Here is a 23,363-nt window from a genome sequence, read left to right as displayed (position 1 = left end):
CAGCCCGGCCTCGATCTCCGTGATCGTCGCCTCGGGCGTCTCGGCGAAGACCACCTCGTACGAGGTCGCGGTGTCGTGCTCTTCGAGCGCGCCGAGCAACACGTGGAAGCCGTAGGTCACGGCCTTGCGGTAGCGCAGCACCAAGACGAGGTCGGGGTTACTCACAGCGACATCCTGCCAGTCGGCCTGGTCAAGCTGGCCGCTTAGTGTCGGTTGAGGTTGTTTCGGGCTTGGTGTGGAGGATTTCGCGGGCCTGTTCGGCGGCGTGGGTGATGCGTTCGCTGATGAAGTCGAGGAAGCGGGCGATGTTCTCCAGGCGGGTGGCGGCGGGGGTGTGGGCGCCGAGGATGGCGACGCCTTGGCGTGCGGTTTTGACGAGCTGGTCGTTGGCTCGGGCGCTGGCGATCGTCGCCTGGTAGAAGAGTTCGTCGTCGACGACGTAGCGGTCGCGGCGGCGTTCGTCGCGTTCTCGGCGGACGAGGCTCTGGCTCTCCAGGAAGGCGATCGCTTTGGAGATGGACGCCGGGCTGACCTGGAGGCGCTGGGCGAGTTGGGACGCGGTGAGGCTGCCCGCGTCGGTGGTGTAGAGGCAGGTCAGCACCCGGGCCGTCATCTTGGGCAGGCCCGAAGCCATGAGGACGGTGGTGAGTGTCTCCTCGTACTCGGCCACGGCCTCGGCGTCGCGTCCGTATGGCTGGGGGACTGACTGCGACCCTCGGGAGGAGGCGTGCCTGCGCCGGTGAGCGCGGTGTTCGGTGGCGCGGTGGGCGAGGTCGGCGCGGTAGGCGGTGGGGCCGCCGTTGCGCATCACCTCACGCGTGATCGTCGAGGTCGGACGGTCGAGGCGTCGGGCGATCTCGGCATAGGCGAGGCTGTCGGCCAACCCCAGCGCGATCTGCTGGCGTTCCTGCTGGGTGAGCCTGCCTCCCGGCATCGCGATCTCCTTGGTGATCCTTCGTGATGGTCCCTGATCCCCCAACCATAGCGTTCAGCCCTCATCCATTGCAACGTTCAGGGCGATCGCCGTTGCGTTACTCTCAGACTCGTTGCAACACTTTCCTGATCTCTAGCTGCGTAAACGTCGAATCTGCGCAACGAATATGTTGCTGGATTATGGAAAGCAACGTAGCGTTTCCCATGTCAGAAACAATGAGTGAGCACGGGAGAGCACGATGCAGAAGTTCGCCACCCCCGCCCCGATCTCCGCCGTCCTGGACATCCCCGCCGGACGCATCCAGTTCATCGCCGCCGACCGCGCCGACACCACCGTCGAGGTCCTGCCCGCCAACCCCTCCAAGAGCCGCGACGTCCAGACCGCCGAGCGGACCACTGTCGCCTACGCCGACGGCGTCCTGCGGATCCACACCCCCGAGCCCAAGAACCAGCTCTTCGGCCCCTCCGGATCCCTGGAGGTCACCGTCCAGCTGCCCGCCGGCTCCCGCGTCGAGGCCAAGGCGGCCAGCTCCGAGCTCCGCGGCGTCGGTCGCCTTGGCGACATCGCCTTCGAAGGCGCGTATCGCCAGATCAAGATCGACGAGGCCGCGAGCGTCCGCCTCACTGCGATCGACGGCGACGTCGAGGTCGGCCGGCTCAACGGCCCCGCGGAGATCAGCACCGCAAGGGGCGACATCCGGATCACCGAGGCCGTGCGCGGCACGGTCGTGCTCCGCACCCAGTCCGGCGACATTTCGGTCGCCGCCGCTGCCGGCGTCTCGGCCGCCCTGGATGCCGGCACCGGCTACGGCCGCGTCAGCAACGCCCTCAAGAACGATGGCACCGCCGAACTCGACATCCGCGCCACCACCGCCCACGGCGACATCACCGCCCGAAGCCTCTGAAAACGCCTAACACGAACGGTTGGAACAGACGAAGTCGACCAATTCGAAGTGGACCGGCATGGTGCCGGTTGACGATACGGCCCTGGCCGTCACCGACACCGGCGGTCCCGGTATCCCCGTGGTCTACCTCAATGGCCAGTTCGCGACTCAGGGGTACTGGCGGCGGGTCATCGCTGAACTGGGGACGGAGTGGCGGCACATCACATACGACGAGCGGGCTCGCGGGAGATCGAAGCGTTCGGCGGACTATTCCTTCGAGGCCGCCGTCCGGGATGTCGATGCCGTTCTCGCGGCCAGGGGCGTGGACCGGGCGCTGCTGGTGGGCTGGTCCTACGGAGCGTTCGTCGCGGCGCACTGGGCCGGCCGGAATCCGGACCGTACCGTGGGCGCGGTCCTGGTTGACGGTGCGCAACCGTATGACTGGCTCGACGAGGCCATGGAGCAGCGGATCCGGAAGCTGTTTCGCCGGATGGGCTGGTTCCTGCCGCTGCTGCGCCCGACGGGCCTGACCCCGCGGATGACCGCCGAAGAGCAGGCCGACAGCAACATCGAGCTCGGCAGGCTCGCCCGCGAGCGCGAGCTGGGCCCCGTGCTGGACAGCATCACCGTCCCCGCGCGGTACGTGGTTGCTTCGGGGACGTCCTTCGGAAGCCGCGGTGATGAGCAGGAACGGATACGCGCCGGCCTCGATGCGGTGACCGCCCGCAACCCGAACATCACCATCAGCGCGAAGGTCGCCAGCAACCACGGTGCGATCCTGCGTAAGGACTTCCCGGCCATCGCCGAGGCCGTACGCGAGGTCGCCGCCCTCGACCGACTTGGGTCACTGGAGCTGGTCGAGCCAGACCACGATCCCGGTCCAGCCGGTGAGGACGGCGGCGGCGCCGGCGCGGATGGCGGCGTTGCAGCGCTCGGCGGTGAATGAGGCGGCGTCGTACGTCGATGACATGCCCAGACCCTCGCCGCGGAACGACGCGCCGGACCAGTCGACGGCGGTCACGTTGTGCGTCGGCTCGGCCAGCTCCGCGCCCACGACGAGGACCTGCTGCGACAGGTGGCTCGCGGTGACCACGGTGAGCGGGTCGATGAGGTCGTTGCCGGCGCTGACGACGAGGTCCGGGTGCATGTCGATGGCCCTGAGGATGCCGTCGACGAGGTCGTCGTGGTCGGCGACCACGGTCCGCAGGTCGACGTGCTCCGCGGCGGCCCAGTCCCGCACCGCCGTCACGAGGGCCCTGGTCGGGGCGTCGTCGCCCGCGGTCAGCAGCACCACGCGGTAGCCCTTCGGCGGGTGCACCCCGTCCCAGGAGCCGGGCCGGGGCGTGATGGTCGCCTCCGGGGACGGCGAGGCGGACGGGTCGACGAACCCGGGGCCGAGCGTCCCGACGGCGGTGGGCGCGGGGCGCGGCTGGGACCAGTCGTCCCCGCCGGAGCCGCAGCCGGTCACGAGCGCGGCAGCCGCGGCGAGTGCGGCGGCGGCCCGAAGCGTGGGGCGCAAGGCGACCGTCCTTTCCGATCGTCGTATCCAGGGTGGCGGGATGCATCTTCCGGCCTGGGACTCGCCTCGGGTACCGCTACGGACAGTTGTTCTTGAGCGGTTCGTCGGCGCGGCGGCTCGCGTTCACCCAGGGCGTGCAACGTGCTGTGGCCAAACCGAAGGAGCAGCATGCCGCAACGCGTTCTTGTCACCGCCGCCGCGATCGTCGCGGTGGTGATCGCCGTGCTGAGTCCAGGTAACGCGTTCGCGCACGGGTTCTCCTCCACGGTGTACGTCCACGTCACCGCCGGCGAGCAGGGCCACGTCCGGACGGCGCTGGAGCTCGAGTACGACCTCTTCCTCGTCTCCGCCGCCGACTTCGAGCACGATGATCCGCTCTTCCGGGCGGGCAACGCCGCCTTCGAGGCGGAGGACACCGCCGGGCAGGCCGCGGCGCTCAACTCCCACGCGGATGCGGCCGTGCGGTACGTCACCAGCCGCTTCGCGGTCACCGCGGGCGGCCGGGCCTGCACGCCGGCGCGGGTGGGCGACTTCACGATGGGCCGGCGGGAGGGCGTGCCGTACGCCGACCTGCTGCTGGACTGGTCGTGCCCCGGCGGCGACGCGCACGAGGTGCGCACCGGGCTGTTCCCCGACACCGAGGGCTACGTCAAGGGCGTCAAGACGATCGTCACGTACGACATCGACGGCCGCTCGGGCAGCGCCGCGCTCGACGCGGGCCACCCGTCGTTCTCGACCGGCCAGGCGTGGTACGAGCGGTTCTGGGAGTTCTTCCGCCTCGGCGCCGAGCACCTGCTGACCGGCATCGACCACATCCTGTTCCTGCTCGCGCTGATCGCCGGGTCGCGGCGGCTGCGCGAGGTCGTGCTCGCGGCCACGAGCTTCACCCTGGCGCACTCGGTGACGTTCATGCTCGCCGCGCTGGGCCTGGTCGACGTGCCCGCGCGGGTCGTGGAGCCCGTCATCGCGCTGTCGATCGCCGTGGTGGCCGGCTGGCACCTGTGGCGGATCCGGCGCTACGGCGACCACGCCACCGATCTGCGGGACGAAGGGCTGGACCGGTCGGGCTGGACCCGCCTCGGGGTCGTGTTCTGCTTCGGGCTCGTGCACGGCCTTGGTTTCGCGGGCGCGCTGGGCATCGACGCGGCGTGGTCGTGGACCCTGCTGTGGTCCCTGCTGGTGTTCAACGTCGGCATCGAGATCGTTCAGCTCGGGATCATCGCCGTCGCCTTCCCGCTGCTGATCGTGCTGCGTCGCCGTTCGCCGCGGGCCGGGCTGTGGACGACGGGCGTGATCGCCGCGGGGGTGTCCGTCATGGGGCTTTTCTGGTTCGTGCAGCGGGTGTTCGGGCTCTAAGTCCCGCGGGCGTGCAACTGGCCGCAAGATCGTGTTCATTCCGGTGTCATCGGCCGGCGAAAGGTTGACGTCGCCTCTATCCGTATCCCCATCGGAAAAGGGAACAAATTGATGAAGTTAAGTGCTCGTCGCGCGGCCGCAGGGGCCACCGCGGCGCTCGTGGGCCTGGCCGTGGCCCTCGGCAGTGGCGTGGGTTCCCCCGCCGCCGCTGCTGACACCCCGGCCGCGCTCACGGGCATCATCCTCGGCGTCGGCGCCAACGAGTCCCAGCGCATCCTGACCTGGTACTCGTCGGCCGACACCGCGCAGAAGGTCCAGCTCGTCCCGACCGCGGCGCTCGTCAACGGCGAGTTCCCGGCGTCGGCGGCCACCTTCGCGGCCATCGGCGGGGCGAACATCGCCACCAGTGGTGGTTACAACCGCCACGCGACGCTCACCGGCCTGCTGGAGCACACCGCGTACTCCTACCGGGTCGGTACCGAGGGCAACTGGTCTGCGACCTACGCCTTCAAGACGCAGGACTTCGAGGGCGACTACGACTTCCTGTTCTACGGCGACCCGCAGATCGGTTCGTCGGGCGACCTGGCCAAGGACCAGGCCGGCTGGCAGGACACCCTCGACGTCTCGCTCGCCGCCAACCCGAACGCCGAACTGCTGGTGTCGGGTGGCGACCAGGTCGAGACGGCCGGCACCGAGGCCCAGTGGACCGCGTTCCTCGCCCCCGACAAGCTGCGGCAGTACCCGTGGGCGGCGACGATCGGTAACCACGACGTCGGAAGCAAGGCGTACGACCAGCACCTGTTCACCCCCAACACCGACCGCTCGGCCCCGCTGTACGCCAACGGGAACCCGGCGTCGAACACGTCGGGCGGTGACTACTGGTACATCTACAAGGATGTGCTGTTCATCGACCTGAACAGCAACAGCTACACCACGACCTCGGGCGGCGGCGGCGACGCGGCGCACATCGCGTACGTCACCGACGTCATCAACCAGCACGGCGCTGAGGCCAAGTGGAAGGTGCTCGTCTACCACCACGCGATCTACTCGCCGGCCGCCCACGCCAAGGACTCGGACAACAAGGTGCGTCGGGTCGACTTCCCGACCGTCTTCTCCAACCTCGGCGTCGACCTCGTTCTGCAGGGTCACGACCACGTCTACTCCCGCAGCTACGAGATCAAGAACGGCGCGAAGGCGAACCCGGCCGAGCAGCCCGGCGCCGCCGACGTGTACCCCGGCCCGGGCGGCGTCATCTACGTGACGGCCAACTCCGCCTCGGGCTCGAAGTACTACGACCTCACCGCGCCGGACAACAGCGGCACGAGCGGCGCCGGCAACGGTGCCGACCCGCTCAACCCGAGCAGCTACTGGTACAACTCGGTCCAGAACCAGGAGCACGTCCGCTCCTACGTGAAGGTCCAGGTCCGCAACGACCGGCTCGTCGTGGAGAACGTCCGCAGCGGCACCTGCGCGGCGCCGAACGCGGCGGTCGAGCGCGGCACCGTCAATTGCAGCAACACCACGGCGGACCAGCCGGTCGGCTCGATCGTCGACAAGGTGACGGTGCACCCGTACAACGCCGACGGCCAGCAGCTGCAGGTCAACGTGCCGAACGCCGCTCCCGGTGAGTTCGGCTGGACGATCGACGGCTACAACGGCCTGGTGGACCTGGGCACCGCCCAGGAGCACAACGGCGACTACTTCGATGCGAACGGCAACCTGAACCCGATCACCGTGTCGGACAGCCGCCGCTCGCAGGCCCCGTGGTCGATCTCGGCCAGCGTGAGCGACTTCCGGGATGCCGGCAAGACGTTCTCGGGCGCCTACCTCGGCTGGACGCCGCGGGTGCTCGTGCCCGGCGCCGGTGCGCAGGCCAGCGGGGCGGTTCTGTCCGGGTACGACGACCAGGGCGCTGGCCTGTCCGTCTCGCGCGGACTCGGCTGGGCCAACCAGGGTCACCCGCGGGGCACCGCCCAGCTGGGGGCCGAGCTCGACCTGAAGATCCCGGCCAGCGTTGAGAAGGGCGACTACCGCGCCACGCTCACGATCACTGCCCTGAGCAGCTGACCGGATCCGTTCCATCCGGCGGGCAGGGCCTTCGGGCCCTCCCGCCGGTGTTCCATGTCCGCCCCACCCCCCGAGGACCCCAGATGCAGCACCGGAAGAACATCGTCCGCACCGCCGTCGTGGCGCTGCTCGCCGCCTTCGCCGTCGTCGGCCCGGGCGCCGGCCCCGCCCTGGCCGGGGACGGCGATGTGGCCTGGACCGTCCGGACGGCCTCGAACAGCTACGGCGCCGACCGGTCGAGCTTCAGCTACGCCGTCAACCCCGGCGGACAGGTCAAGGACGCCATGGTCGTCGCCAACCGCGGCAAGGCCCCGGTCAACCTCACGGTGTACGCCGGCGACGGCTACACGACCGGGACGGGCCAGCTCGATCTGCTCACCAAGGACAAGAAGTCCGTCGGCATCGGCGCCTGGCTGCGCGCCGACAACGGCACCGTCGCGCTGGAGCCCGGGCAGACCGCCGACATCCCCTTCACGATCAGCGTGCCGGACAACGCCACGCCGGGCGACTACGCCGGCGGCATCGTCACGTCCCTGACGCAGCCCGACGCGAAGCAGAGCATCAACGTGGAGCGGCGCCTCGGCATCCGGGTCAAGCTGCGAGTGGGCGGCGACCTCAAGCCTGGTCTCGCGATCGAGGACCTGCACGTGACGTACACCGGCGACGCGGTCGTCACCTACACAATCCACAACACCGGCAACGCCATCCTCTCGGCCGACCAGGCGGTGTCGATCGCGGGCCCGTTCGGCTGGGCGCGCGCCGACGCGGGCAAGATCGCGGCGCCGCCGGACCTGCTGCCCGGCGAGACGTGGAAGGTGAGCACGACGATCAAGGGTGTGGCCCGCACGGGCTGGCTGACCGTGACCGCGACGCTCACGCCCCGGCTCGCCGACGCGTCCGGCTCCACCACCTCGCTCCCGGCGGTCCGGGCCGAGGCGCACGCCTGGGCCGTGCCGTGGATGTGGCTGCTGATCGTCGTCGTGGTGATCGCGCTGGCTGTCGGCGCGTTCTTCCTGCTGCGCCGCGTCCGCGCCCGGGGCAAGGAGCGCGAGGACGCCCGCGTGCGGGAGGCCGTGGAGAAGGCACTGCGCGACGAGAAGGCCAAGGCGAACTGAGCCCTGCGCCCGCCTGGTCCTGGCCCGTGAGTTCGGCCTGCGAACTGCGGGTCAGGCCGGTGGGGTGACCGCGTAGACCGGCGCCGAGCGCGGCGAGCGGATGCCCAGCAGGTTGCGGGCGTAGACCGCGAACATGTACTCCGTCGAGCCATTCAGCCCGCGCAGCGTCACGTCGGCGCGGCTGGTCGTCAGCATGCGGGACTCCGCCGCGCCGTTGACCGCCACGACCGAGTATGTCGTACCGCTGGAGCCGCGCTTCCACGTCAGCCGCACGCTGTTCGAGGTCACGTCGGCGACCCTCAGCCGCGCCGGGGCGCCCCGCGGCGCGGTGGCGGCTTCCGCCGTACGGTTGCGGAAGACCGTCGCTTCCCGGGTGCCCGTCGAGATGCCGTTGGGGCCGGTCAGGAACCGCTTGCCCCAGGCCGTACGGCTCGCCGGGTCGAAGTCCTGGACCAGGTCGAGATAGCTGTACTCCTGCTCGTTGCCGCTCCACGACCAGCCGAGGTAGCCCAGGTCGTGCCCCTCCGCGTAGGCCATGATGGCGTCCTCGTCGGGGTCGCCCCACTCGTGCTCGCCGGAGAACTCGCCGATGACGAGCGGCAGCTTGCGGCGGGTGAACGAGGTCAGATACGAGTTGACCTTCGCGGCGTTGTCGAACTCGCCGTACATGTGGATGTCGAAGACCGTGTTGCCGGTCGGGTCGGCGGCGCGGACCTGCTCGGCGTTGTCGCGCATCACGAACGCCTCGTCCTGGCCCCACCCGGGCGCGTCGACCATGAGCGTGTGCCGGAACCCGGCCGCGCGCAGCGCCCGGACGGCGTCGCTGGTCTGCTGTACCCACGGCCAGTCCCCGCCCACGCCGAACGGCTCGTTGGCGACGTTGATGATGATGTGGTCCTCCTGGCCGGCCAGTTCGGGGCGCAGGGAGGTCCAGAACCGTACCGCTTCGGCGATGGTGGTCGCCTTCTTGTCCTGGCCCCAGCCGGTGGTGTCGTGCGCGTCGAGGATGCAGATCAGCCGCTGCTGGCGGCACAGCGTGACGATCGTGCGGACCTCCTCCGGCTTGGTCCGCCGGAACTGGTGGCCCATGCCGAGCGGCACCCGCACCGAGTTGGCGCCCACCGCCTTGATCGCGGCGAACGAGCCGTTCTTGTCCGGGTACCAGATGAAGTCGTGGTTGACCCCGCGCAGCACCAGGTCGCTGCCGTTGGCCTCGACGAGCCGGCCGTCGCGGACGCGCAGGCCGTCCGACGGCTCCGCCGCGCCGGCGGGCGCGGGCTCGTGCAGCAGGATCGCGGCGAGCAGGGCAAGGGCCAGCACGCTCCTCATGGCAGCGGCGGCTACCCGGGGCCGGGCGGGTGTACCGGGCGGTCCGGGGTGAACCGCCGGGCGCCGCGGACCGTGTCGCACGCCGGGTAGGCCGGCTCCGGTTGTACGGTCGGGAACGCCGGGGCTGACCGGCCGCCGGGGCGGGGCCGGCCTATCCGATCCCTGGGAAGGATCCGTGGTGCGCGACTTCGAGGCGTCGGTGGCGGCGTTCTTCCGGGCGGTGTCGTTCGAGGCGGGCGGGCGCCCCGACTACGAGGCGATCCGCGGCCTGTTCGTACCGCAGGGCCTGCTGATCCGGGCGCTGGAGACCCCGCCGGAGATCACGGACGTCGACGGGTTCATCGCGCCGCGGCTGGAGCAGTTGCGCTCGGGGGCGTTGACCGAGTTCGCCGAGTCGGAGATCTCGGGCGAGACGCGGGTCTTCGGCAACGTGGCCCAGCGCTGGAGCCACTACGACAAGCGCGGCGTCCTCGACGGCAACACCTTCGCGGCGCGGGGCTGGATCTCCACCCAGTTCGCCCGCACCCCGCGCGGCTGGCTGATCACGGCAATGGCATGGGACGACGAGCGCTGAACTCCTCGTGGGGGTGCGACTCGTGCGGCAACTGGATGCCCTGCTCGACGGCGTCGGCGACGGCGACCTCGGCGATGCGCTCCAGCACGTCCGCGAGCCGGCCGAGGGTCTCGTCGTCGAGTCGCTCGAGCAGCCGGCGCTGCGCCCGCACGCCGCTGTCGCTGATCTCGGTGAGGGTCTGCTGGCCGGCGGGGGAGAGGTGGATGCGGCGGACGCGCCGGTCGTGGGGGTCCTCGGTGCGCGTCACGTAACCCTGCGCGACCATCCGGTCGACGATGCCCGACAGGGTGGCCAGTGTCACACCGAGGTGGCGGGTCAGCTCCTGGGAGGACATCCCGTCGTGCCCGGACAGGAGTAACAGCACCTTGAGCTGCTGCATGGTGAGGTTTACTGAGAACAGCGGGTTGGTGCGGTCATAGGCGAGCAGGGCGCGCATCCGCTCCTCCGCCGTGGTGACGCGGTGCAGGAGTGCTTCCCTGTGAGTATTCACAGGGAATGTTTTACCCCCTGGATAAACTTTGCGCGAGGCGAACGGTTAGCATCGCCCAAACTAACGTCTGTCTTAGCCGACCGGAAGAAGACTCCAGACATGTCGTTCCTCGCCCGGCTCAGTTTGGCGAACCGGGGGCTGGTCGCGATCATCGCGATCGTCGTCCTGGGCTTCGGCGCCATAGCCATTCCGTCCCTGAAACAACAGCTCATCCCGTCGATCGACTTTCCGGCCGCGTTTGTGGTCGCGTCCTACCCGGGCGTGTCGCCGGACCTCGTCGAGGAGCAGGTGACCAAGCCGATCGAGGGCGCGCTGCAGGGTGTGCCCGGCCTGACCGACATCACCTCCACCAGTCGCGAGGGCGTCGCGACGGTCCAGGTGTCCTTCGAGTTCGGCTCCTCGATCGACGACATCACCAGCAAGATGAACACGGCGATCACGCGCATCCGCTCTTCTCTGCCGTCGACCGTCGAGCCGCAGGTCATCGCCGGCTCCACCGACGACCTGCCGGCCGTGGTGCTCGCCGCGTCCCGCTCGGGCGACCAGATCGCCTTCGCGCAGCAGCTCGACCAGATCGTCGTGCCCGCGCTGCAGGGGATCGAGGGTGTACGGCAGGTCCAGGTCACCGGCGCCGCGAAGCAGAACGTGCTCATCACGCTCAACCCGCAGAAGGCGATGCCGGCCGGGGTCAACGCGCAGTCGCTGACCGCCGCGCTCAAGTCCAACGGCGTGTCCTTCCCCGCCGGCACCCTGACCGAGGGCGACAAGTCCCTCGCGGTGCAGGTCGGCGGCACCCTGGCCACCATCGACGACCTCAAGAACCTCAACGTCACGCCCACCACCAAGCTCGGTGACGTGGCCACGGTCGAGCTCAAGACGGTCGAGACCACCTCGATCACGCGTACCGACGGCAAGCCCAGCCTCGGCATCTCGGTCACCGCGTCGCCCAACGGCAACGCCGTGAAGATCAGCCATGCGGTCCGGGACAAGCTCGCCGACCTCGAGAAGCAGCTCGGCGGCGACACGCGGATCACCTCGGTCTTCGACCAGGCGCCGTTCGTGGAGAAGTCCATCAAGGGCCTGTCCACCGAGGGCGGCCTGGGCCTGCTCTTCGCCGTCATCGTGATCCTGGTGTTCCTGGTGTCGATCCGCTCGACGCTGGTCACCGCGGTGTCGATCCCGCTGTCGGTGGTCGTGGCGCTGATCGGCCTGTGGGTCGGCGACTACTCGCTCAACCTGCTCACCCTGGGCGCCCTCACCATCGCCGTCGGCCGGGTCGTGGACGACTCGATCGTCGTGCTCGAGAACATCAAGCGGCACCTGGAGTACGGCGAGGCCAAGGTCGACGCCATCCTCACCGGCGTGCGCGAGGTGACCGGGGCGGTCGTCGCCTCCACGCTCACCACCGTCGCCGTGTTCCTGCCGATCGGCCTCGTCGGCGGCCTGGCCGGTGAGCTGTTCCGGCCGTTCGCGGTCACCATCGCGGTCGCGCTGCTCGCCTCGCTGTTCGTCGCGCTGACCATCGTGCCGGTCCTGGCGTACTGGTTCCTGCGCCCGCCGAAGGCGCTCGGCGCCGAGGACCGCGAGGCGATCGAGGCCCGCGCCCTGGAGAAGGAGCGCCGCAGCCCGCTGCAGCGCACCTACGTGCCGATCGTCAGCTGGGTGACGAAGAGCCGCGGCACCCGCTGGACCACCATCGGGGTCAGCATCCTCGTGTTCGTCGGCACCATGGTCATGGCCACGGCGCTGAAGACCAACTTCATCGACCAGTCCGGGCAGACGGAGTTCTCCATCTCCCAGGAGCTGCCGGTCGGCTCCAGCCTCGCCACCACCGACGCCGCGGCCAAGAAGATCGAGGACATGCTCGCGGCGCGCGGCGACATCGAGGCGTACCAGACCACCATCGGCGCCTCCGGGGGCTTCGGCTTCGGCGGCGCCCAGTCGGTGAACACGGCCAACTTCTCGGTGACCGCCAAGACCGACGCCAAGGTCGACAAGGTGATCGACGAGCTGCGCACCCAGGTTGCGGCGGCCGGCTCGGGCCTCGGCACGGTGAAGATCACCGCGGGCGGCGGTGGCGGCGGCTCCAGCGACCAGCTCCAGGTCATCGTCAAGGCCAACAACCCCGACGATCTCACGAAGGCCGCCGGCCAGGTCCAGGAGGCGATGAAGGGCACCGACGGCATCGCCGACGTGCAGAGCAACCTCGCGGCCAGCAACCCGCGCATCGACGTGCACGTCCGCCGGGACGTGGCGGCGAAGTACGGGCTGTCGGACGCGGCCGTCGGCGGGATCGTCTCCGCGGCGTACCGCGGCCAGAACCTCACCCAGCTCACCATCGACGGCTCGCAGCGCGACCTCGTCCTGCGCTCCGGCCCGGCGCCGGCCTCGCTGGACGAGCTCAAGGCGCTGCCGATCCCGGTGCCGGGCACCCCGCCGTTCGTCCGCCTCGACCAGATCGCCGACGTCGCGCAGGGCGCCGGCCCGGTCGCCATCACGCGCATCGACGGCAACCGCAGCGCCTCGGTGACCGGCCGGGCGACCGGCGACAACCTCGGCGAGGTCTCGCAGAACCTGCAGAAGAAGCTCGACGCGCTCGACCTGCCGGCCGGCGCGAGCGTTTCCCTCGGCGGCGTCAGCCAGCAGCAGCAGGAGACCTTCGGCCAGCTCGGCCTCGCGATGCTCGCCGCGATCGCGATCGTCTTCATCATCATGGTGGCGACGTTCCGTAGCGTGGCCCAGCCGCTGATCCTGCTGGTCTCGATCCCGTTCGCGGCGACCGGTGCGATCATCCTGCTGCTGGCCACGAACACCCCGCTGGGCCTGCCCGCCATGATCGGCGTGCTGATGCTCATCGGCATCGTGGTCACCAACGCCATCGTGCTGATGGACCTCATCAACCAGTACCGCGAGGCCGGCATGCCGGTCCGCGAGGCGGTCGTCGAGGGCGGCCGGCGCCGGCTGCGCCCGATCCTGATGACCGCGGTGGCGACGATCTGCGCGCTGCTGCCGATGGCGGTCGGCCTCACCGGCGAGGGCGGCTTCATCTCGCAGCCGCTGGCCATCGTGGTCATCGGCGGCCTGATCACCTCGACGCTGCTCACCCTGGTGCTGGTCCCGACCCTCTACTCGATGGTCGAGACCACGAAGGCGCGCCGCCGCCAGCGCCGCGAGGGCCGGCACGCCTCGCCGCTGACGGCCCAGGAGTCCGAGGGCGGCGAGCCGGACGGCCGGCACCGCGTCGACCCGCTGGAGCCCGCACCCTCCCGGTAACCGCTTCGCGCACGCGGCCGGCCACCCCTAGGGGTGGCCGGCCGTTTTTCTCCGGGTTGTGCAAACAGGTTTGTCGCGTAAAGTTCTTTGTATGACCCCCGTCGATGACGATGCGCCGCCGGCCTCGGCCGCCGAGTCGCTCGAGCTCATCCGCCGGGAGCAGGCCGCCGCGGCCCGCACCATGGCGCTCAACCCGTTGCTGTACTACTTGCCCTGGGGCGGCGCCTGGCTCATCGGCTTCGGGCTGCTCTTCCTGCGGTACGGCCCGGACGGGCGCGTCTTCGTCGACCTGCCGGCCTGGCTGCCGCTGGCGAGCCTGTTCGTCCTGATGGCGCTCGCGATGGCCAGCACCGTGCTGGTGTCGGTCGTGCGCGGGCGGGGCGTGGAGGGCCGCTCGTCCTGGCAGGGCACCGCGTTCGGCTTCGCGTGGTTCCTCGCCTTCGCCGGCGTGGGCACCACGACGAACCGCTTCGCCCAGCTCCTGCCCGATGCCGAGCGCAGCCTGCTGTGGGCGTGCGCGTCGGTGGGGCTGGTCGGCGCCATGTACATGGCCGGCTCCGCCATCTGGATATCGCGGGACATGTTCGTCTTCGGCGCGTGGCTGACGGTCATCAACATCGCCGGCGTCCTGGCGGGCCCCGGCTGGCACTCGCTGCTCGTCTCGGTCGGCGGGGGCGGCGGCCTGTGCCTGCTCGGCATCCTCCTGCAACTGCGCGCCCCGCGCGGCGGGCCCGCGTGACTGATCTAGATCCCGTGATTCACGCCCAGGCGCGATTGCGCATCATGGCGGCGCTGTCGAGCCTCGGCGACGGCGACCGGATGACCTTCCCGAGGCTGCAGCAGCTGCTCGACATGACCGCCGGCAACCTCTCGGTGCACCTGACGAGGCTCGAGCAGGCCGGCTACGTCGAGGTCGTCAAGAGCTTCCGCGGCCGCACGCCGACCACCTCGGCCGGCCTCACCAACCGCGGCCGGGTCGCGTTCGACGACTACACCAACGCCCTCCGGGCCCTCATCGACCCACCCAAGGAGCCGTGATGATGCTCGCCCGCACCGTCGAGGTCAGCCGCCGCTACGGCGACACCCTGGCCCTCGACCGCGTGACCCTGGACATCCCGCCGGGCGGCGTCGTCGGCATGCTCGGCCCCAACGGCGCAGGCAAGTCGACGCTGATCAACCTGCTCGTCGGCCTGCGCCGCCCGACGAGCGGCACCGTCGAACTCTTCGGCGGCGACCCGCGCGACCCGGCGAGCCGCCGCCGGATCGGCGTCACCCCGCAGGAGACCGGCCTGCCGTCCACCCTGCGCGTCCGCGAATGCCTGGAGTTCGTGTCGCGCCATTTTCCGGATCCGGTACCGCACGAGGAGATCCTCGACCGCTTCGGGCTGAACGAGGTGGCTCGCCGCCAGACCGGCGGCCTCTCCGGCGGCCAGAAGCGCCGCCTCGCCGTCGCCCTGGCCTTCGTCGGCCGGCCGCGCCTGGTCTTCCTGGACGAGCCCACCACCGGCCTGGACGTGCAGGCCCGCCGCGCCCTGTGGGATGCCGTGCGCGCTTTCGCCGACGACGGCGGCACGGTCGTGCTCACCAGCCACTACCTGGAGGAGATCGAGGCCCTGGCCGACCGGGTCGTCGTCATCGGCCACGGCCGCGTGCTGGCCGACGACACCGTCGAGGCGATCCGCGGCATGGTCGGCATCCACCGCGTCAGCCTGGTCGCCGAGGGTGAAGCCGCCGACCTGCCCCACCTGCCGGGAATCGTCGGCGTCGAGCACGCCGACGGCCGTACCTCCCTGCTCACCCCCGACGCCGACCAGCTGGTCCGCGACCTGGTGCACGCCGGCGTGCCGTTCCGCGGCCTGCAGGTGCAGCCGACCACCCTCGAAGAGGCGTTCCTCACCCTGACCGGAAAGTAGCGCAGATGTCCTCGCTGGCCCTGACCCACGCCCGTTTCCGCATCCTGGAGACCGCCCGCATCCCGATCGCCGTGGTGGGCGGCGCCTTCTTCCCGGCCGCGTCGATGCTCTTCTTCGTCGTCCCCTTCGCCGGCGACGACCCGGTCGGCGCCACCTATGCCACCGCGTCGATGGTCATGTTCGCGGTGATGACCAGCTCCCTGTTCAACTACGGCATCGGCGTCGCCGAGGACCGCGCCCAGCCCTGGGACCCGTACACCCGCACCCTCCCGGCCGGCCCCGCGGCGGCCTTCGCGGGCCGCATCCTCTCGGGCCTGACCTTCATGGCCCTGTCCCTCTTCCCCGTGGTACTCATCGGCTGGCTCTTCACCGCCGCGACCGCCACCCCGGCCGGCCTGCTGCTCTCCCTGGCCGCCGTCGTGGCCGGCGCCCTGCCGTTCACCTTCATGGGGCTCGCGATCGGCTACGCCCTGCCGACGAAGGCCGCCCTGGCGGTGGCCCAGATCATCTTCTTCCCGCTCGCCTTCGGCGGCGGCCTCCTGTCGGCGCCGAACCACGCCCCGTCCTTCGTCGAGACCATCGCCCCGTACCTCCCGACCCGCGGCGCCGTGGAACTGGTCTGGGCCGCCGTGGGCGACTTCCACGTCGCAACGACGTCGATGATCTCCCTGGCCGCCTGGACCGCGGCCATGGCCGCCCTGGCCGCGTGGGCCTTCCGCCGCGACGAGGGCGCAAGGTTCAGCTGACCGGCTTCGCTTTCCACCCAGCCTGCTGCGCCGCGACATCGACGGGGGGTGGTGCAGCAGCGAGACGGCGTGCCGGTTCCCGGAACACATGAAGTCCCGGGGACCGGCACGCCCGTTCGCACGTTGAGCGGGCGTGCACACGGCACTAGGAACTGCGCGGGCAGCGGTGGGTCGGGCGGCGCGGGATGCGGGCCGGGCGGCGGATCCCAACGCTGCACACGACTGACCTGGGCAACGCTACGGATTCCGCCGCACTCACCGTGTCATCCGGTCGGACCTGGATGCAAGTCCGGGCGGGGTGCGGCTGCGGTGCAAACCTGGCGGTACCACTCGAAGGACCGCCGCGGGGTGCGCTCCTGCGTGTCGAAGTCGACGTGGACCAGGCCGAAGCGCTGGTGGTAGCCCTCCGCCCACTCGAAGTTGTCCAGCAGCGACCAGGTGCAGTAGCCGTGTACCTCGACGCCGGCGTCCATCGCCTCGCGCACCGCCCGCAGGTCGCCGGCGATGTAGTCGATGCGGAACTGGTCGTCCAGGTCCGGCCAGGAGCAGCCGCTCTCGGTGATCCAGATCGGCGGGAGCTTGTCGCCGTAGCGCTCCTTGAGCCCGGTGAGCAGCTGGCGGAGGCCGTCGGGGACGACCGGCCAGTCGAAGGCCGTCTGCGGGTACCCCTCGATCGGCAGCCGGGCGAACGGCAGCGGGTCGCCGGGCGGCGGGGCGGCGATGAGGCTCGGGTTGTAGTAGTTCACGCCCATGGCCTGGATCGGCTGAGAGATCACCTCGAGGTCGCCCTCCATGATGATCGAGTCGACGTCGGCGGTGGTCAGGAACTCGTACCCGGGCGGATACGCGCCGAACAGGATCGGGTCGGCGAACAGGTGGTTCTGCACCATGTCGTAGACGGCCGCGGCCATCTGGTCCTCGTCGGAGTCGCTCGCGGGCCAGACCGGCGAGTGGTTGTTGGCGAGCGTGACCGGCGCGCTCGACGTGCGCCGCAGCGCGGAGACCGCCAGGCCGTGGCCGAGCAGCAGGTGGTGCACGACCGGCAGCTGGTCGGTGAGCATGGTCAGGCCCGGGGCGTGCACGCCCTGGACGTGGCCGAGCGCGAAGTGGATGTACGGCTCGTTGAGCGTGATCCACAGCTTCACCCGGTCGCCCAGGCGCTCGCCGACGAGCTCGGCGTACTCGCCGAAGCGCATCGCCGTGTCGCGGTTGTTCCAGCCGCCCTGGTCCTGCAGGGCCTGCGGCAGGTCCCAGTGGAACAGCGTGACGAGCGGGTCGATGCCGCGCGCGGCGAGGCCGTCGACGAGCCGGTCGTAGAAGTCCAGGCCGGCGGCGTTGGCCGGGCCGCTGCCGGTCGGCTGGATCCGCGGCCACGCCACCGAGAAGCGGTACGCGCCGGCGCCGAGCCGGGCGATCAGGTCGAGGTCGGACTCCCACCGGTGGTAGTGGTCGCAGGCGACGTCGCCGGTGTCGCCGTTACGGATCCGGCCTGGCGTGGTGGCGAACGTGTCCCAGATGGACGCGCCGCGCCCGTCTTCGGTGACGGCGCCCTCGATCTGGTACGAGGCGGTGGACACGCCGAAGCGGAAGCCCGGCGGGAACGTTGGGAGATCCGGCATAGGGCGCACGCTACCGCCTCAGGGCAAGGTGCGGGACGGCATCAGGCGCCCACCTGTCGGGCAGTATTGGGGGCATGGCACAACAGATCCCAGCCGTCGAGCTGGCCCCGGGCGTGAGCCTGCCGACGATCGGCTTCGGCACGTGGCAGATCACCGGGCAGTCGGCGTACGAGTCGACCCGCACCGCGCTTGACGTCGGCTACCGGCACATCGACACGGCCACCATGTACGGCAACGAGGAGCAGATCGGCCGCGCGCTGCGCGACAGCGGGCTGGAGCGCTCCGAGGTCTTCATCACCACCAAGCTGCCGCCGTCCCACGCGGGCCGCGAGCGGCAGACCCTCGAGGCGAGCCTGAAGGCGCTCGGCGTCGACTACGTCGACCTGTGGCTCATCCACTGGCCGCCGTCGCGCGGCAAGTCGCTGCCGACCTGGATCTCGTTCCTGGAGCAGCGCGACGCCGGCCGCATCCGCACGGCCGGGGTCAGCAACTACGACACCGCCCTCGTCGACGAGCTGATCCGGGAGACGGGCGAGACGCCGGTCGTCAACCAGGTCGCCTGGAGCCCGGCCCAGCACGAGCCGAAGTTCCTCGACGAGATGCGCCAGCGCCGCGTGGTCGTCGAGGGCTACAGCTCGCTCAAGAACACCCCGCTGAACGACCCGCGCCTGGTCGCGATCGCCTCCGCACACGGCGTGACGGTTCCGCAGGTCGTGCTGCGCTGGCAGCTGCACCACGACATCGTCGTCATCCCGAAGTCCACCCGCGAGGCCCGCATGCGCGAAAACCTGGCCGTCCCGGGCTTCGAGCTGACCGCCGAGGAGATCGCAACGATCGACGCTCTGTAGTCGCTGCTCTCGCTCAGGAACGCTGCACCGACCGGTCGATCCGCGCCCGCCAGCCCCGCTCCTGGGGCTTGCGGCGCAGCCTGGCCAGCGCGGCCACGGCGCCGGCGGTGAGCTCCTCGAAATCGAAGCCGGTGCGGTGCGTGCCCTTCTGGATCACGAACGCCATCCCGGCCGAGTTGCTCACCGCCCAGCCCGGCCGGGTCCCCACCCGATGGGCGGCGTTGGCGCCGTACGCCGTGACAAGCTGGATGTCGAACGGGTACCGCACCTCGCCGCCCTCCCGGGTCACCACGATGCGCGCCTGAGCGAGCGTGTCGTCGCGGTTGAACAGCGCCTGCCACCACTTCTTGCGCGGCGCCTCGACGACCACCTCGACACCGTGGCCGTGCTCCCCAGGATCGCGCGCCTCGGCCACCCGCCGCACCAGGTCGACAACCCGCCCCTGCCGCGACCGCCGAAACGCCACCCACTTCTCCACAGGCACAGTATTCCTGCGGCTCCGCCGCGGCGGGGGGTTCCCACCCCGCACCCCCCATGCCTCGCTTCGCGTCGGCACTGACCTGCGCTCCGCGCGGTCAGCTCACCCGCTCATCCGGCTGTATCAGGTGCTCCCCGCCTTCGCGGAACGGGCCACCATCGCGTCGTCCGCGCGGCCCCGCGTCACGTCCGCAGTGTCTCAGCGCCTCCACCGCGGCGGGGTTTCCACCCCGCACCCGCACGCCTCGCTTCGCGTCGACACTGGCTTGCGCTCCGCGCCTTCTTCGTTCGTCCGGGTCAGATTAGCGAAGGGGTACGACACTTTTCGGCGAACGCTAGGCTCCGGCTGTGGTGGTGCGACCGACCGCGGTCTGGCGGGCAAATGTGGCCAGGGACGCGGCGAACGTGGCAGCGGGGACCCTTCGGCCGGAGGACGCCAACGCGGCGATCCTGTGGTCCGACGACATGATCCGTGAGACCGACAAGCTGCTCGAATGGTTCGAGGCGGACGTGGCCGGGCTGGTCGAGCACAGATGGGAGCCCGCCACGGACGCGGAGATCCTCGAGGTCGTCGAGCGCACCGTCGTCGCCCTGAATGCCGCCAACGACTCCTTCGAGGAGATCGGGTACGAGACGGACGAGCGTGAGCAGCTCCGCGAGTACATCGAGCGCGTGCTCATGGAGGCCCGCATCGACCCCGGCGCGCTGGCAAGGCGCAACGGGATGCTGGACGACGACATCACCGCCGAGTGGCGGCGGTGGTGACGCTCCGACGTCGCGAAGCGCAGGGCGTAGCCGCCGGGGCGTGGCGGCGGTGCCGCTCGGTCGCCGCGCTTGGCGCTCACTCCTGCTCCGCCGGCCTGGACACCGGTCCGAAGTCGTCGAGTGGCCGGGTCGTCAGGGCCCGGTGCAGGTCCGGGTCGGCGTGAATTTCGGCGGTGTGCCGCCACTCGACGAGGAGCTGCGACACCGCCGCGGTGTTGCCGATCGCCGCGGCGGCCTCGGTCGTGGATACGAGTTCCGCCGCCATCGCGTCGATGTCGGCCGCGGGCAGGAAACGGACCCAGGGCACCGCGTTCGGCAGCACCTCGCGGAGAAGCTCGGGGTCGCGTCGCGCGACCCCGGCGAGCAGCCTCGACGTCACATCGATCACCTCAGCCTCCGCCTCGGCACGTACTCCGTGCCGGTCACCGTCGCGGCCAGGCTCGCCCCGACGTACACCTCGTATCCCGTGACGGCGACGTCGTCGGCCGACGGATCCCACCGCAGGGTCAGCGTGTTGGCGCTTCACGAACACGGCCGTCGCGGCGGTGGCGCCTTGGGCGGGTCAGGGGCGCCGGCCTCCGTAGGAGGCGACCAGCGCATCGACCACGGTCACCGCGTCCGCGTCGGCGACGTCCGCCGGGTACTCCGGCAGCAGGTCGTCCCAGACGACCAGCCACGATCCGTACAGCTGGGCCTGTCCCTCGGGCCGGGCGAAGAACCAGATGTGCAGGTGCGCACCGCCGTCCCCGATGCGGTACACATGGGCCCGCGCGATGTGCGCCAGCGCCTGCATGTGGCGGGCGATGTGCGTGGTCAGCCGCCCCAACTCGGACGCCAGCTCGTCGGGCAGGTCCGCCAGGTCGTGGTGTTCGCGCGGATGCAGCATCAGCACCAGCGGCACGCCGACCCTCGCGATCCGGGTCAGCCGCCAGTGGTCGTCGAACCAGATCCCTTCGTCCCGGTTGCGGCACGAGTTGCAGTCCGACGGGTCCTCGCCCTGCCGCGGAGGCTCGGGCAGTACCGGCGGCCGCAGCGGCGCGACGCGCAGTCCTTCCTGCTCGAACGGGCTGATGTCCCACTCCGTCATGCGGGCCAGCGGGAGCCGTCGCTCACCATCCGCCGCGGCGATCGCGTGGTCGTAGAACTCGTCAGGTCGCAGGGCCACGGCCCGGAGACTACCGTGATTTCCGGTCTCTCACGTGCCCCGAGCTGAGTGGCGCTATACCGCGGTGGCGCGCAAGCGGTAGTGCAGCCGGACGACCGGGATGTGCCATAGCCGCACCGAATGGTCGGTCCGCACATCGCCGTCGGCGTCGACGAACAGGTGGATGTGTTCGGCGATCGGAATGCGCCGGGCGTTGAGGACGCCGTTGCGCCGTTGCAGCACCAGGTATGCCCCGTCGGTACCGAATCGGCCCAGCGGCGAGTGCAGGTGCAGACCGCCGGACCCGTCCGTGGACGGCCTCAGGAACACCTGGAACGACCCGAGCGGCAGCGGGAAGACCACCCGGATGCTCGGCTGGGCGCTGCCCGGCAGGGTATGGATGCCGTAGAGCCCGCTGTAGGTGGTCAGGCCGGTCTTGCGCAGGTTGCGCAGCCACGCCGCGCCGATGACCGCCCGATCCTTGTCGTGGACATGCACGACGGTGCTGTCCATGCCGTAGGAGACGTCGAGCGGGCGCAACGGCAGGCTCAACTGCTGCAGGCGCTTGCTCAACAGCGCGGACAGCAGCACACCGAACGGCCAGGCGTACGGCGACCACTGCGACCACAGATCCAGCCGCCACCCGGCGGTGCGTTCGTAGAAGTCCGCGATGCGCGGGTCGACCTCGCCCGGGTCGAACGCGTCGCCGGCCAGGGCCGCGAAGGACGCCAGGAGGCCGTGCCCCGGACCCTCGCTGGTGTAACCGTCGTTGGCGGCCGCCCAGTGCTCGACCCATCCGTGGCCGACGACCTCGCGGCCGGCGCTCGGACCGACCAGCCAGGGCGAGCGGTCCTCGGTGGTCCGACGGCTGGTGAGTCGCATGAGGAGGCGCCCGAACATGTCGAACAGGGCGGTCGGACGCATGATCATCGGCACGAAGGTACGGCCGAAGTCGTGAAAATGGAAGAGCTTGAATCTTGCGCAGTCTGCGGCTCAGAGCGGCCGTGTGTCCCTGGTCAGTCTCCGGAGTAGCCGAAGAACAGGATCTGATCGGGCACTCCGGCGGCATGGACGATCAGATGCCGTCCAACGCCACGGTGCGTGAGGAGCGGGTCGAGGGCTGCCATGGGGTCACCATCCGGGCGAGGCATGCGCGCCAGGTCATCGGCTGTTACCTGTGCTGTGCCGAATATCCGTTCACACTCGGCCGCCGACACCTCAAATGTGCTGCCGAAGGCGTTCTCGCTCGCCGGATCGCCGGTACCGACCTCGAAGATGTCCAAAATCGAATGGGTCATGCTGTAGTGAACCCGCTCGTCGGCCCACAGCTCGTCCTCTGTCGCCGGCTTCGGCCCATCGTCCCCGCCCGGCCAGTAGTAGTCACCGGCGGCAAAGACCTCCGCGCGAAGTTGTCCGAGCGTGGTGGCCACACTCCCGTTGAACGGGACCAGGTAGTCCCACCCTGACGCACCCATACGAGCCCTCCGGCCGGCAACGTTGCGGAGATCTTGCCACAGCCCTGCGCGACCCCAGAGGTGGATCCGATTCCGCATCCCGTCCGTCGACGGCGTGCATGGGTCCAGCACCGGCCCCGGTGCCGGCTCGCCGGGGCCAAGGCGTCGCGCCGAACGCGGCGCAGGCTGGGGTAGCAGGGCGGAAGTAGGATGTGGGGCGTGAGGATGTCTTGCATCGCACTACTTGCGTGCCTGGCCGTCCCGTCCATGGCAGCTTGTAGCGCCCAGTCCTCGCGCTCGGTGGCGGCGGCGCAGGTGACGTACACCTGCTGCGAGGCCAGGGACGTCGACACCCTGTACCGACCCGGCCAGACCTTGACAGTGCACTGGATCGTGAGTGGCTCGGATCAGCCGGGCGCAACGCAGCCGCACGTCGAGCTGGCCGCACGCCTGATCGGACCGTACGCGAGCGTGGACACCTTGAAGGCCGCGACTGACGACCAGACTCCTTCGGAAGCGGTTACGTTCGCGGCCGCGCCGGTTCGACCTTCTGGCACGCCTGATGAACGACCAGTGAGCACCATCGTGATCGGCCCCGAGGCCAAGCCGGGGTACTACAACCTGATCACCTCCGTCACCGGCGAAGGCAGCACGGTGAGCGGGGCAAGCATCATTCACGTGGTACCCACGACCTGACCTTCCAAGCCGACGTCCGACGTGGACTCTCGTCGTTGGGGGCAGCGTAGGCGCGTCAGTACTGCTTTCATGGTCGTCGTGGCGAAGCGATTGTTGTGGCGTATCGGCGTCCCTGCGATAGGTCTGGCAATCGCCGTGACGGTCGGGTGGCGACTGTCGTC

At 70.2% G+C, this 23,363-nt stretch carries 24 protein-coding genes; 14 read left to right on the top strand and 10 right to left on the bottom strand.

Going from position 1 to position 23,363, the window contains the following annotated elements:
- Positions 1–190: 190 nt before the first annotated feature.
- Positions 191–934, bottom strand: coding sequence for a helix-turn-helix domain-containing protein (locus ACGFI8_RS46270; protein ID WP_392815079.1), 744 nt, complete (start codon positions 932–934; stop codon positions 191–193).
- Between the two features lie 238 nt (positions 935–1,172).
- On the opposite strand from ACGFI8_RS46270, the gene ACGFI8_RS46265 reads away from it, so the two are divergent.
- Entirely contained in the window at positions 1,173–1,838 is a 666-nt protein-coding gene (locus tag ACGFI8_RS46265) for a DUF4097 family beta strand repeat-containing protein (RefSeq protein ID WP_392815076.1), read from the top strand.
- Between the two features lie 19 nt (positions 1,839–1,857).
- Positions 1,858–2,763 carry an alpha/beta fold hydrolase gene (locus tag ACGFI8_RS46260; RefSeq protein WP_392815074.1) on the top strand — a complete coding sequence of 302 codons (906 nt, stop codon included), beginning with the start codon at positions 1,858–1,860 and terminating at the stop codon, positions 2,761–2,763.
- Here ACGFI8_RS46260 and ACGFI8_RS46255 read toward each other — a convergent pair.
- Complete coding sequence (locus ACGFI8_RS46255) at positions 2,662–3,336, bottom strand: hypothetical protein (protein WP_392815072.1); 675 nt, start codon at positions 3,334–3,336, stop codon at positions 2,662–2,664. The genes ACGFI8_RS46260 and ACGFI8_RS46255 overlap by 102 nt on opposite strands.
- A gap of 168 nt (positions 3,337–3,504) precedes the next feature.
- Here ACGFI8_RS46255 and ACGFI8_RS46250 point away from each other — a divergent pair, with 168 nt between their 5' ends.
- From ACGFI8_RS46250 to ACGFI8_RS46240, 3 genes are all read left to right on the top strand, one after another.
- On the top strand, positions 3,505–4,692 hold the full coding sequence (locus tag ACGFI8_RS46250) for a HupE/UreJ family protein (RefSeq protein WP_392815070.1): 1,188 nt from the start codon (positions 3,505–3,507) through the stop codon (positions 4,690–4,692).
- 111 nt (positions 4,693–4,803) lie between these two features.
- Positions 4,804–6,759, top strand: a complete 1,956-nt coding sequence (locus tag ACGFI8_RS46245; protein WP_392815067.1) for a fibronectin type III domain-containing protein — start codon at positions 4,804–4,806, stop codon at positions 6,757–6,759.
- Positions 6,760–6,842: 83 nt separating this feature from the next.
- On the top strand, positions 6,843–7,874 hold the full coding sequence (locus ACGFI8_RS46240) for a WxL protein peptidoglycan domain-containing protein (RefSeq protein WP_392815066.1): 1,032 nt from the start codon (positions 6,843–6,845) through the stop codon (positions 7,872–7,874).
- Between the two features lie 51 nt (positions 7,875–7,925).
- Here ACGFI8_RS46240 and ACGFI8_RS46235 read toward each other — a convergent pair whose 3' ends face one another.
- Positions 7,926–9,194 (bottom strand): cellulase family glycosylhydrolase, encoded by a 1,269-nt coding sequence (locus ACGFI8_RS46235; RefSeq protein ID WP_392815064.1) that lies wholly within the window; start codon positions 9,192–9,194, stop codon positions 7,926–7,928.
- 187 nt (positions 9,195–9,381) lie between these two features.
- On the opposite strand from ACGFI8_RS46235, the gene ACGFI8_RS46230 reads away from it, so the two are divergent.
- Entirely contained in the window at positions 9,382–9,777 is a 396-nt protein-coding gene (locus tag ACGFI8_RS46230) for a DUF4440 domain-containing protein (protein ID WP_392815062.1), read from the top strand.
- Here the strand turns inward: ACGFI8_RS46230 and ACGFI8_RS46225 are convergent.
- The gene (locus ACGFI8_RS46225; protein WP_392815059.1) at positions 9,746–10,267 is read right to left on the bottom strand and encodes a MarR family winged helix-turn-helix transcriptional regulator; all 522 of its coding nucleotides are present in this window, start codon (positions 10,265–10,267) and stop codon (positions 9,746–9,748) included. The genes ACGFI8_RS46230 and ACGFI8_RS46225 overlap by 32 nt on opposite strands.
- Before the next feature lie 99 nt (positions 10,268–10,366).
- Between ACGFI8_RS46225 and ACGFI8_RS46220 the strand changes: the two genes are divergently transcribed.
- The 5 genes from ACGFI8_RS46220 (at position 10,367) to ACGFI8_RS46200 (ending at position 16,199) form a co-directional block, all read left to right on the top strand.
- Positions 10,367–13,540, top strand: coding sequence for an efflux RND transporter permease subunit (locus ACGFI8_RS46220; RefSeq protein WP_392815058.1), 3,174 nt, complete (start codon positions 10,367–10,369; stop codon positions 13,538–13,540).
- Between the two features lie 91 nt (positions 13,541–13,631).
- Positions 13,632–14,279: a transporter gene (locus ACGFI8_RS46215; RefSeq protein WP_392815055.1), complete on the top strand. Its 648-nt coding sequence runs from the start codon at positions 13,632–13,634 to the stop codon at positions 14,277–14,279.
- A 14-nt stretch (positions 14,280–14,293) separates the two neighbouring features.
- Positions 14,294–14,578 (top strand): transcriptional regulator, encoded by a 285-nt coding sequence (locus ACGFI8_RS46210; RefSeq protein WP_392815053.1) that lies wholly within the window; start codon positions 14,294–14,296, stop codon positions 14,576–14,578.
- Positions 14,578–15,453 carry an ABC transporter ATP-binding protein gene (locus tag ACGFI8_RS46205; RefSeq protein ID WP_392815051.1) on the top strand — a complete coding sequence of 292 codons (876 nt, stop codon included), beginning with the start codon at positions 14,578–14,580 and terminating at the stop codon, positions 15,451–15,453. Before ACGFI8_RS46210 ends, ACGFI8_RS46205 begins: the two co-directional genes overlap by 1 nt.
- Positions 15,454–15,458: 5 nt before the next feature.
- Entirely contained in the window at positions 15,459–16,199 is a 741-nt protein-coding gene (locus ACGFI8_RS46200; RefSeq protein ID WP_392815049.1) for an ABC transporter permease, read from the top strand.
- A 263-nt stretch (positions 16,200–16,462) separates the two neighbouring features.
- Here the strand turns inward: ACGFI8_RS46200 and ACGFI8_RS46195 are convergent, their stop codons facing one another.
- Positions 16,463–17,818, bottom strand: coding sequence for a GH1 family beta-glucosidase (locus ACGFI8_RS46195; protein ID WP_392815047.1), 1,356 nt, complete (start codon positions 17,816–17,818; stop codon positions 16,463–16,465).
- A 74-nt stretch (positions 17,819–17,892) separates the two neighbouring features.
- Between ACGFI8_RS46195 and ACGFI8_RS46190 the strand changes: the two genes are divergently transcribed.
- Positions 17,893–18,666 (top strand): aldo/keto reductase, encoded by a 774-nt coding sequence (locus ACGFI8_RS46190; RefSeq protein WP_392815044.1) that lies wholly within the window; start codon positions 17,893–17,895, stop codon positions 18,664–18,666.
- Between the two features lie 13 nt (positions 18,667–18,679).
- On the opposite strand, the gene ACGFI8_RS46185 is transcribed toward ACGFI8_RS46190, so the two are convergent.
- Positions 18,680–19,144 (bottom strand): hypothetical protein, encoded by a 465-nt coding sequence (locus ACGFI8_RS46185; RefSeq protein ID WP_392815042.1) that lies wholly within the window; start codon positions 19,142–19,144, stop codon positions 18,680–18,682.
- A gap of 347 nt (positions 19,145–19,491) precedes the next feature.
- Between ACGFI8_RS46185 and ACGFI8_RS46180 the strand changes: the two genes are divergently transcribed.
- Entirely contained in the window at positions 19,492–19,908 is a 417-nt protein-coding gene (locus ACGFI8_RS46180; RefSeq protein ID WP_392815039.1) for a hypothetical protein, read from the top strand.
- A gap of 76 nt (positions 19,909–19,984) precedes the next feature.
- On the opposite strand, the gene ACGFI8_RS46175 is transcribed toward ACGFI8_RS46180, so the two are convergent.
- The 4 genes from ACGFI8_RS46175 to ACGFI8_RS46160 all read right to left on the bottom strand — a co-directional run bounded on the left by ACGFI8_RS46175 (position 19,985) and on the right by ACGFI8_RS46160 (position 22,482).
- A complete protein-coding gene (locus tag ACGFI8_RS46175; protein WP_392815037.1) occupies positions 19,985–20,287 on the bottom strand; it encodes a hypothetical protein in 303 nt (100 codons plus the stop codon).
- 183 nt (positions 20,288–20,470) lie between these two features.
- On the bottom strand, positions 20,471–21,073 hold the full coding sequence (locus ACGFI8_RS46170) for a hypothetical protein (RefSeq protein WP_392815034.1): 603 nt from the start codon (positions 21,071–21,073) through the stop codon (positions 20,471–20,473).
- A 54-nt stretch (positions 21,074–21,127) separates the two neighbouring features.
- On the bottom strand, positions 21,128–21,982 hold the full coding sequence (locus tag ACGFI8_RS46165; RefSeq protein ID WP_392815031.1) for a hypothetical protein: 855 nt from the start codon (positions 21,980–21,982) through the stop codon (positions 21,128–21,130).
- Between the two features lie 86 nt (positions 21,983–22,068).
- Complete coding sequence (locus ACGFI8_RS46160; RefSeq protein WP_392815029.1) at positions 22,069–22,482, bottom strand: hypothetical protein; 414 nt, start codon at positions 22,480–22,482, stop codon at positions 22,069–22,071.
- Between the two features lie 324 nt (positions 22,483–22,806).
- Here ACGFI8_RS46160 and ACGFI8_RS46155 point away from each other — a divergent pair, with 324 nt between their 5' ends.
- Entirely contained in the window at positions 22,807–23,202 is a 396-nt protein-coding gene (locus tag ACGFI8_RS46155; protein ID WP_392815026.1) for a hypothetical protein, read from the top strand.
- Positions 23,203–23,363 lie beyond the last annotated feature (161 nt).

The sequence above is a fragment of the Dactylosporangium sp. NPDC048998 genome (assembly GCF_043197855.1).
Lineage (GTDB): Bacteria > Actinomycetota > Actinomycetes > Mycobacteriales > Micromonosporaceae > Dactylosporangium.
The sequence above is the reverse complement of the archived record's forward strand: the minus strand, read 5'-3'. Positions and strand labels throughout refer to the sequence as shown.

Coding starts and splice junctions, on each gene's coding strand:
- ACGFI8_RS46270 (WP_392815079.1), bottom strand. CDS start 934: ATGCCGGGAGGCAGGCTCACCCAGCAGGAACGCCAGCAGATCGCGCTG.
- ACGFI8_RS46265 (WP_392815076.1), top strand. CDS start 1,173: ATGCAGAAGTTCGCCACCCCCGCCCCGATCTCCGCCGTCCTGGACATC.
- ACGFI8_RS46250 (WP_392815070.1), top strand. CDS start 3,505: ATGCCGCAACGCGTTCTTGTCACCGCCGCCGCGATCGTCGCGGTGGTG.
- ACGFI8_RS46245 (WP_392815067.1), top strand. CDS start 4,804: ATGAAGTTAAGTGCTCGTCGCGCGGCCGCAGGGGCCACCGCGGCGCTC.
- ACGFI8_RS46240 (WP_392815066.1), top strand. CDS start 6,843: ATGCAGCACCGGAAGAACATCGTCCGCACCGCCGTCGTGGCGCTGCTC.
- ACGFI8_RS46220 (WP_392815058.1), top strand. CDS start 10,367: ATGTCGTTCCTCGCCCGGCTCAGTTTGGCGAACCGGGGGCTGGTCGCG.
- ACGFI8_RS46215 (WP_392815055.1), top strand. CDS start 13,632: ATGACCCCCGTCGATGACGATGCGCCGCCGGCCTCGGCCGCCGAGTCG.
- ACGFI8_RS46205 (WP_392815051.1), top strand. CDS start 14,578: ATGATGCTCGCCCGCACCGTCGAGGTCAGCCGCCGCTACGGCGACACC.
- ACGFI8_RS46200 (WP_392815049.1), top strand. CDS start 15,459: ATGTCCTCGCTGGCCCTGACCCACGCCCGTTTCCGCATCCTGGAGACC.
- ACGFI8_RS46195 (WP_392815047.1), bottom strand. CDS start 17,818: ATGCCGGATCTCCCAACGTTCCCGCCGGGCTTCCGCTTCGGCGTGTCC.
- ACGFI8_RS46190 (WP_392815044.1), top strand. CDS start 17,893: ATGGCACAACAGATCCCAGCCGTCGAGCTGGCCCCGGGCGTGAGCCTG.
- ACGFI8_RS46165 (WP_392815031.1), bottom strand. CDS start 21,982: ATGATCATGCGTCCGACCGCCCTGTTCGACATGTTCGGGCGCCTCCTC.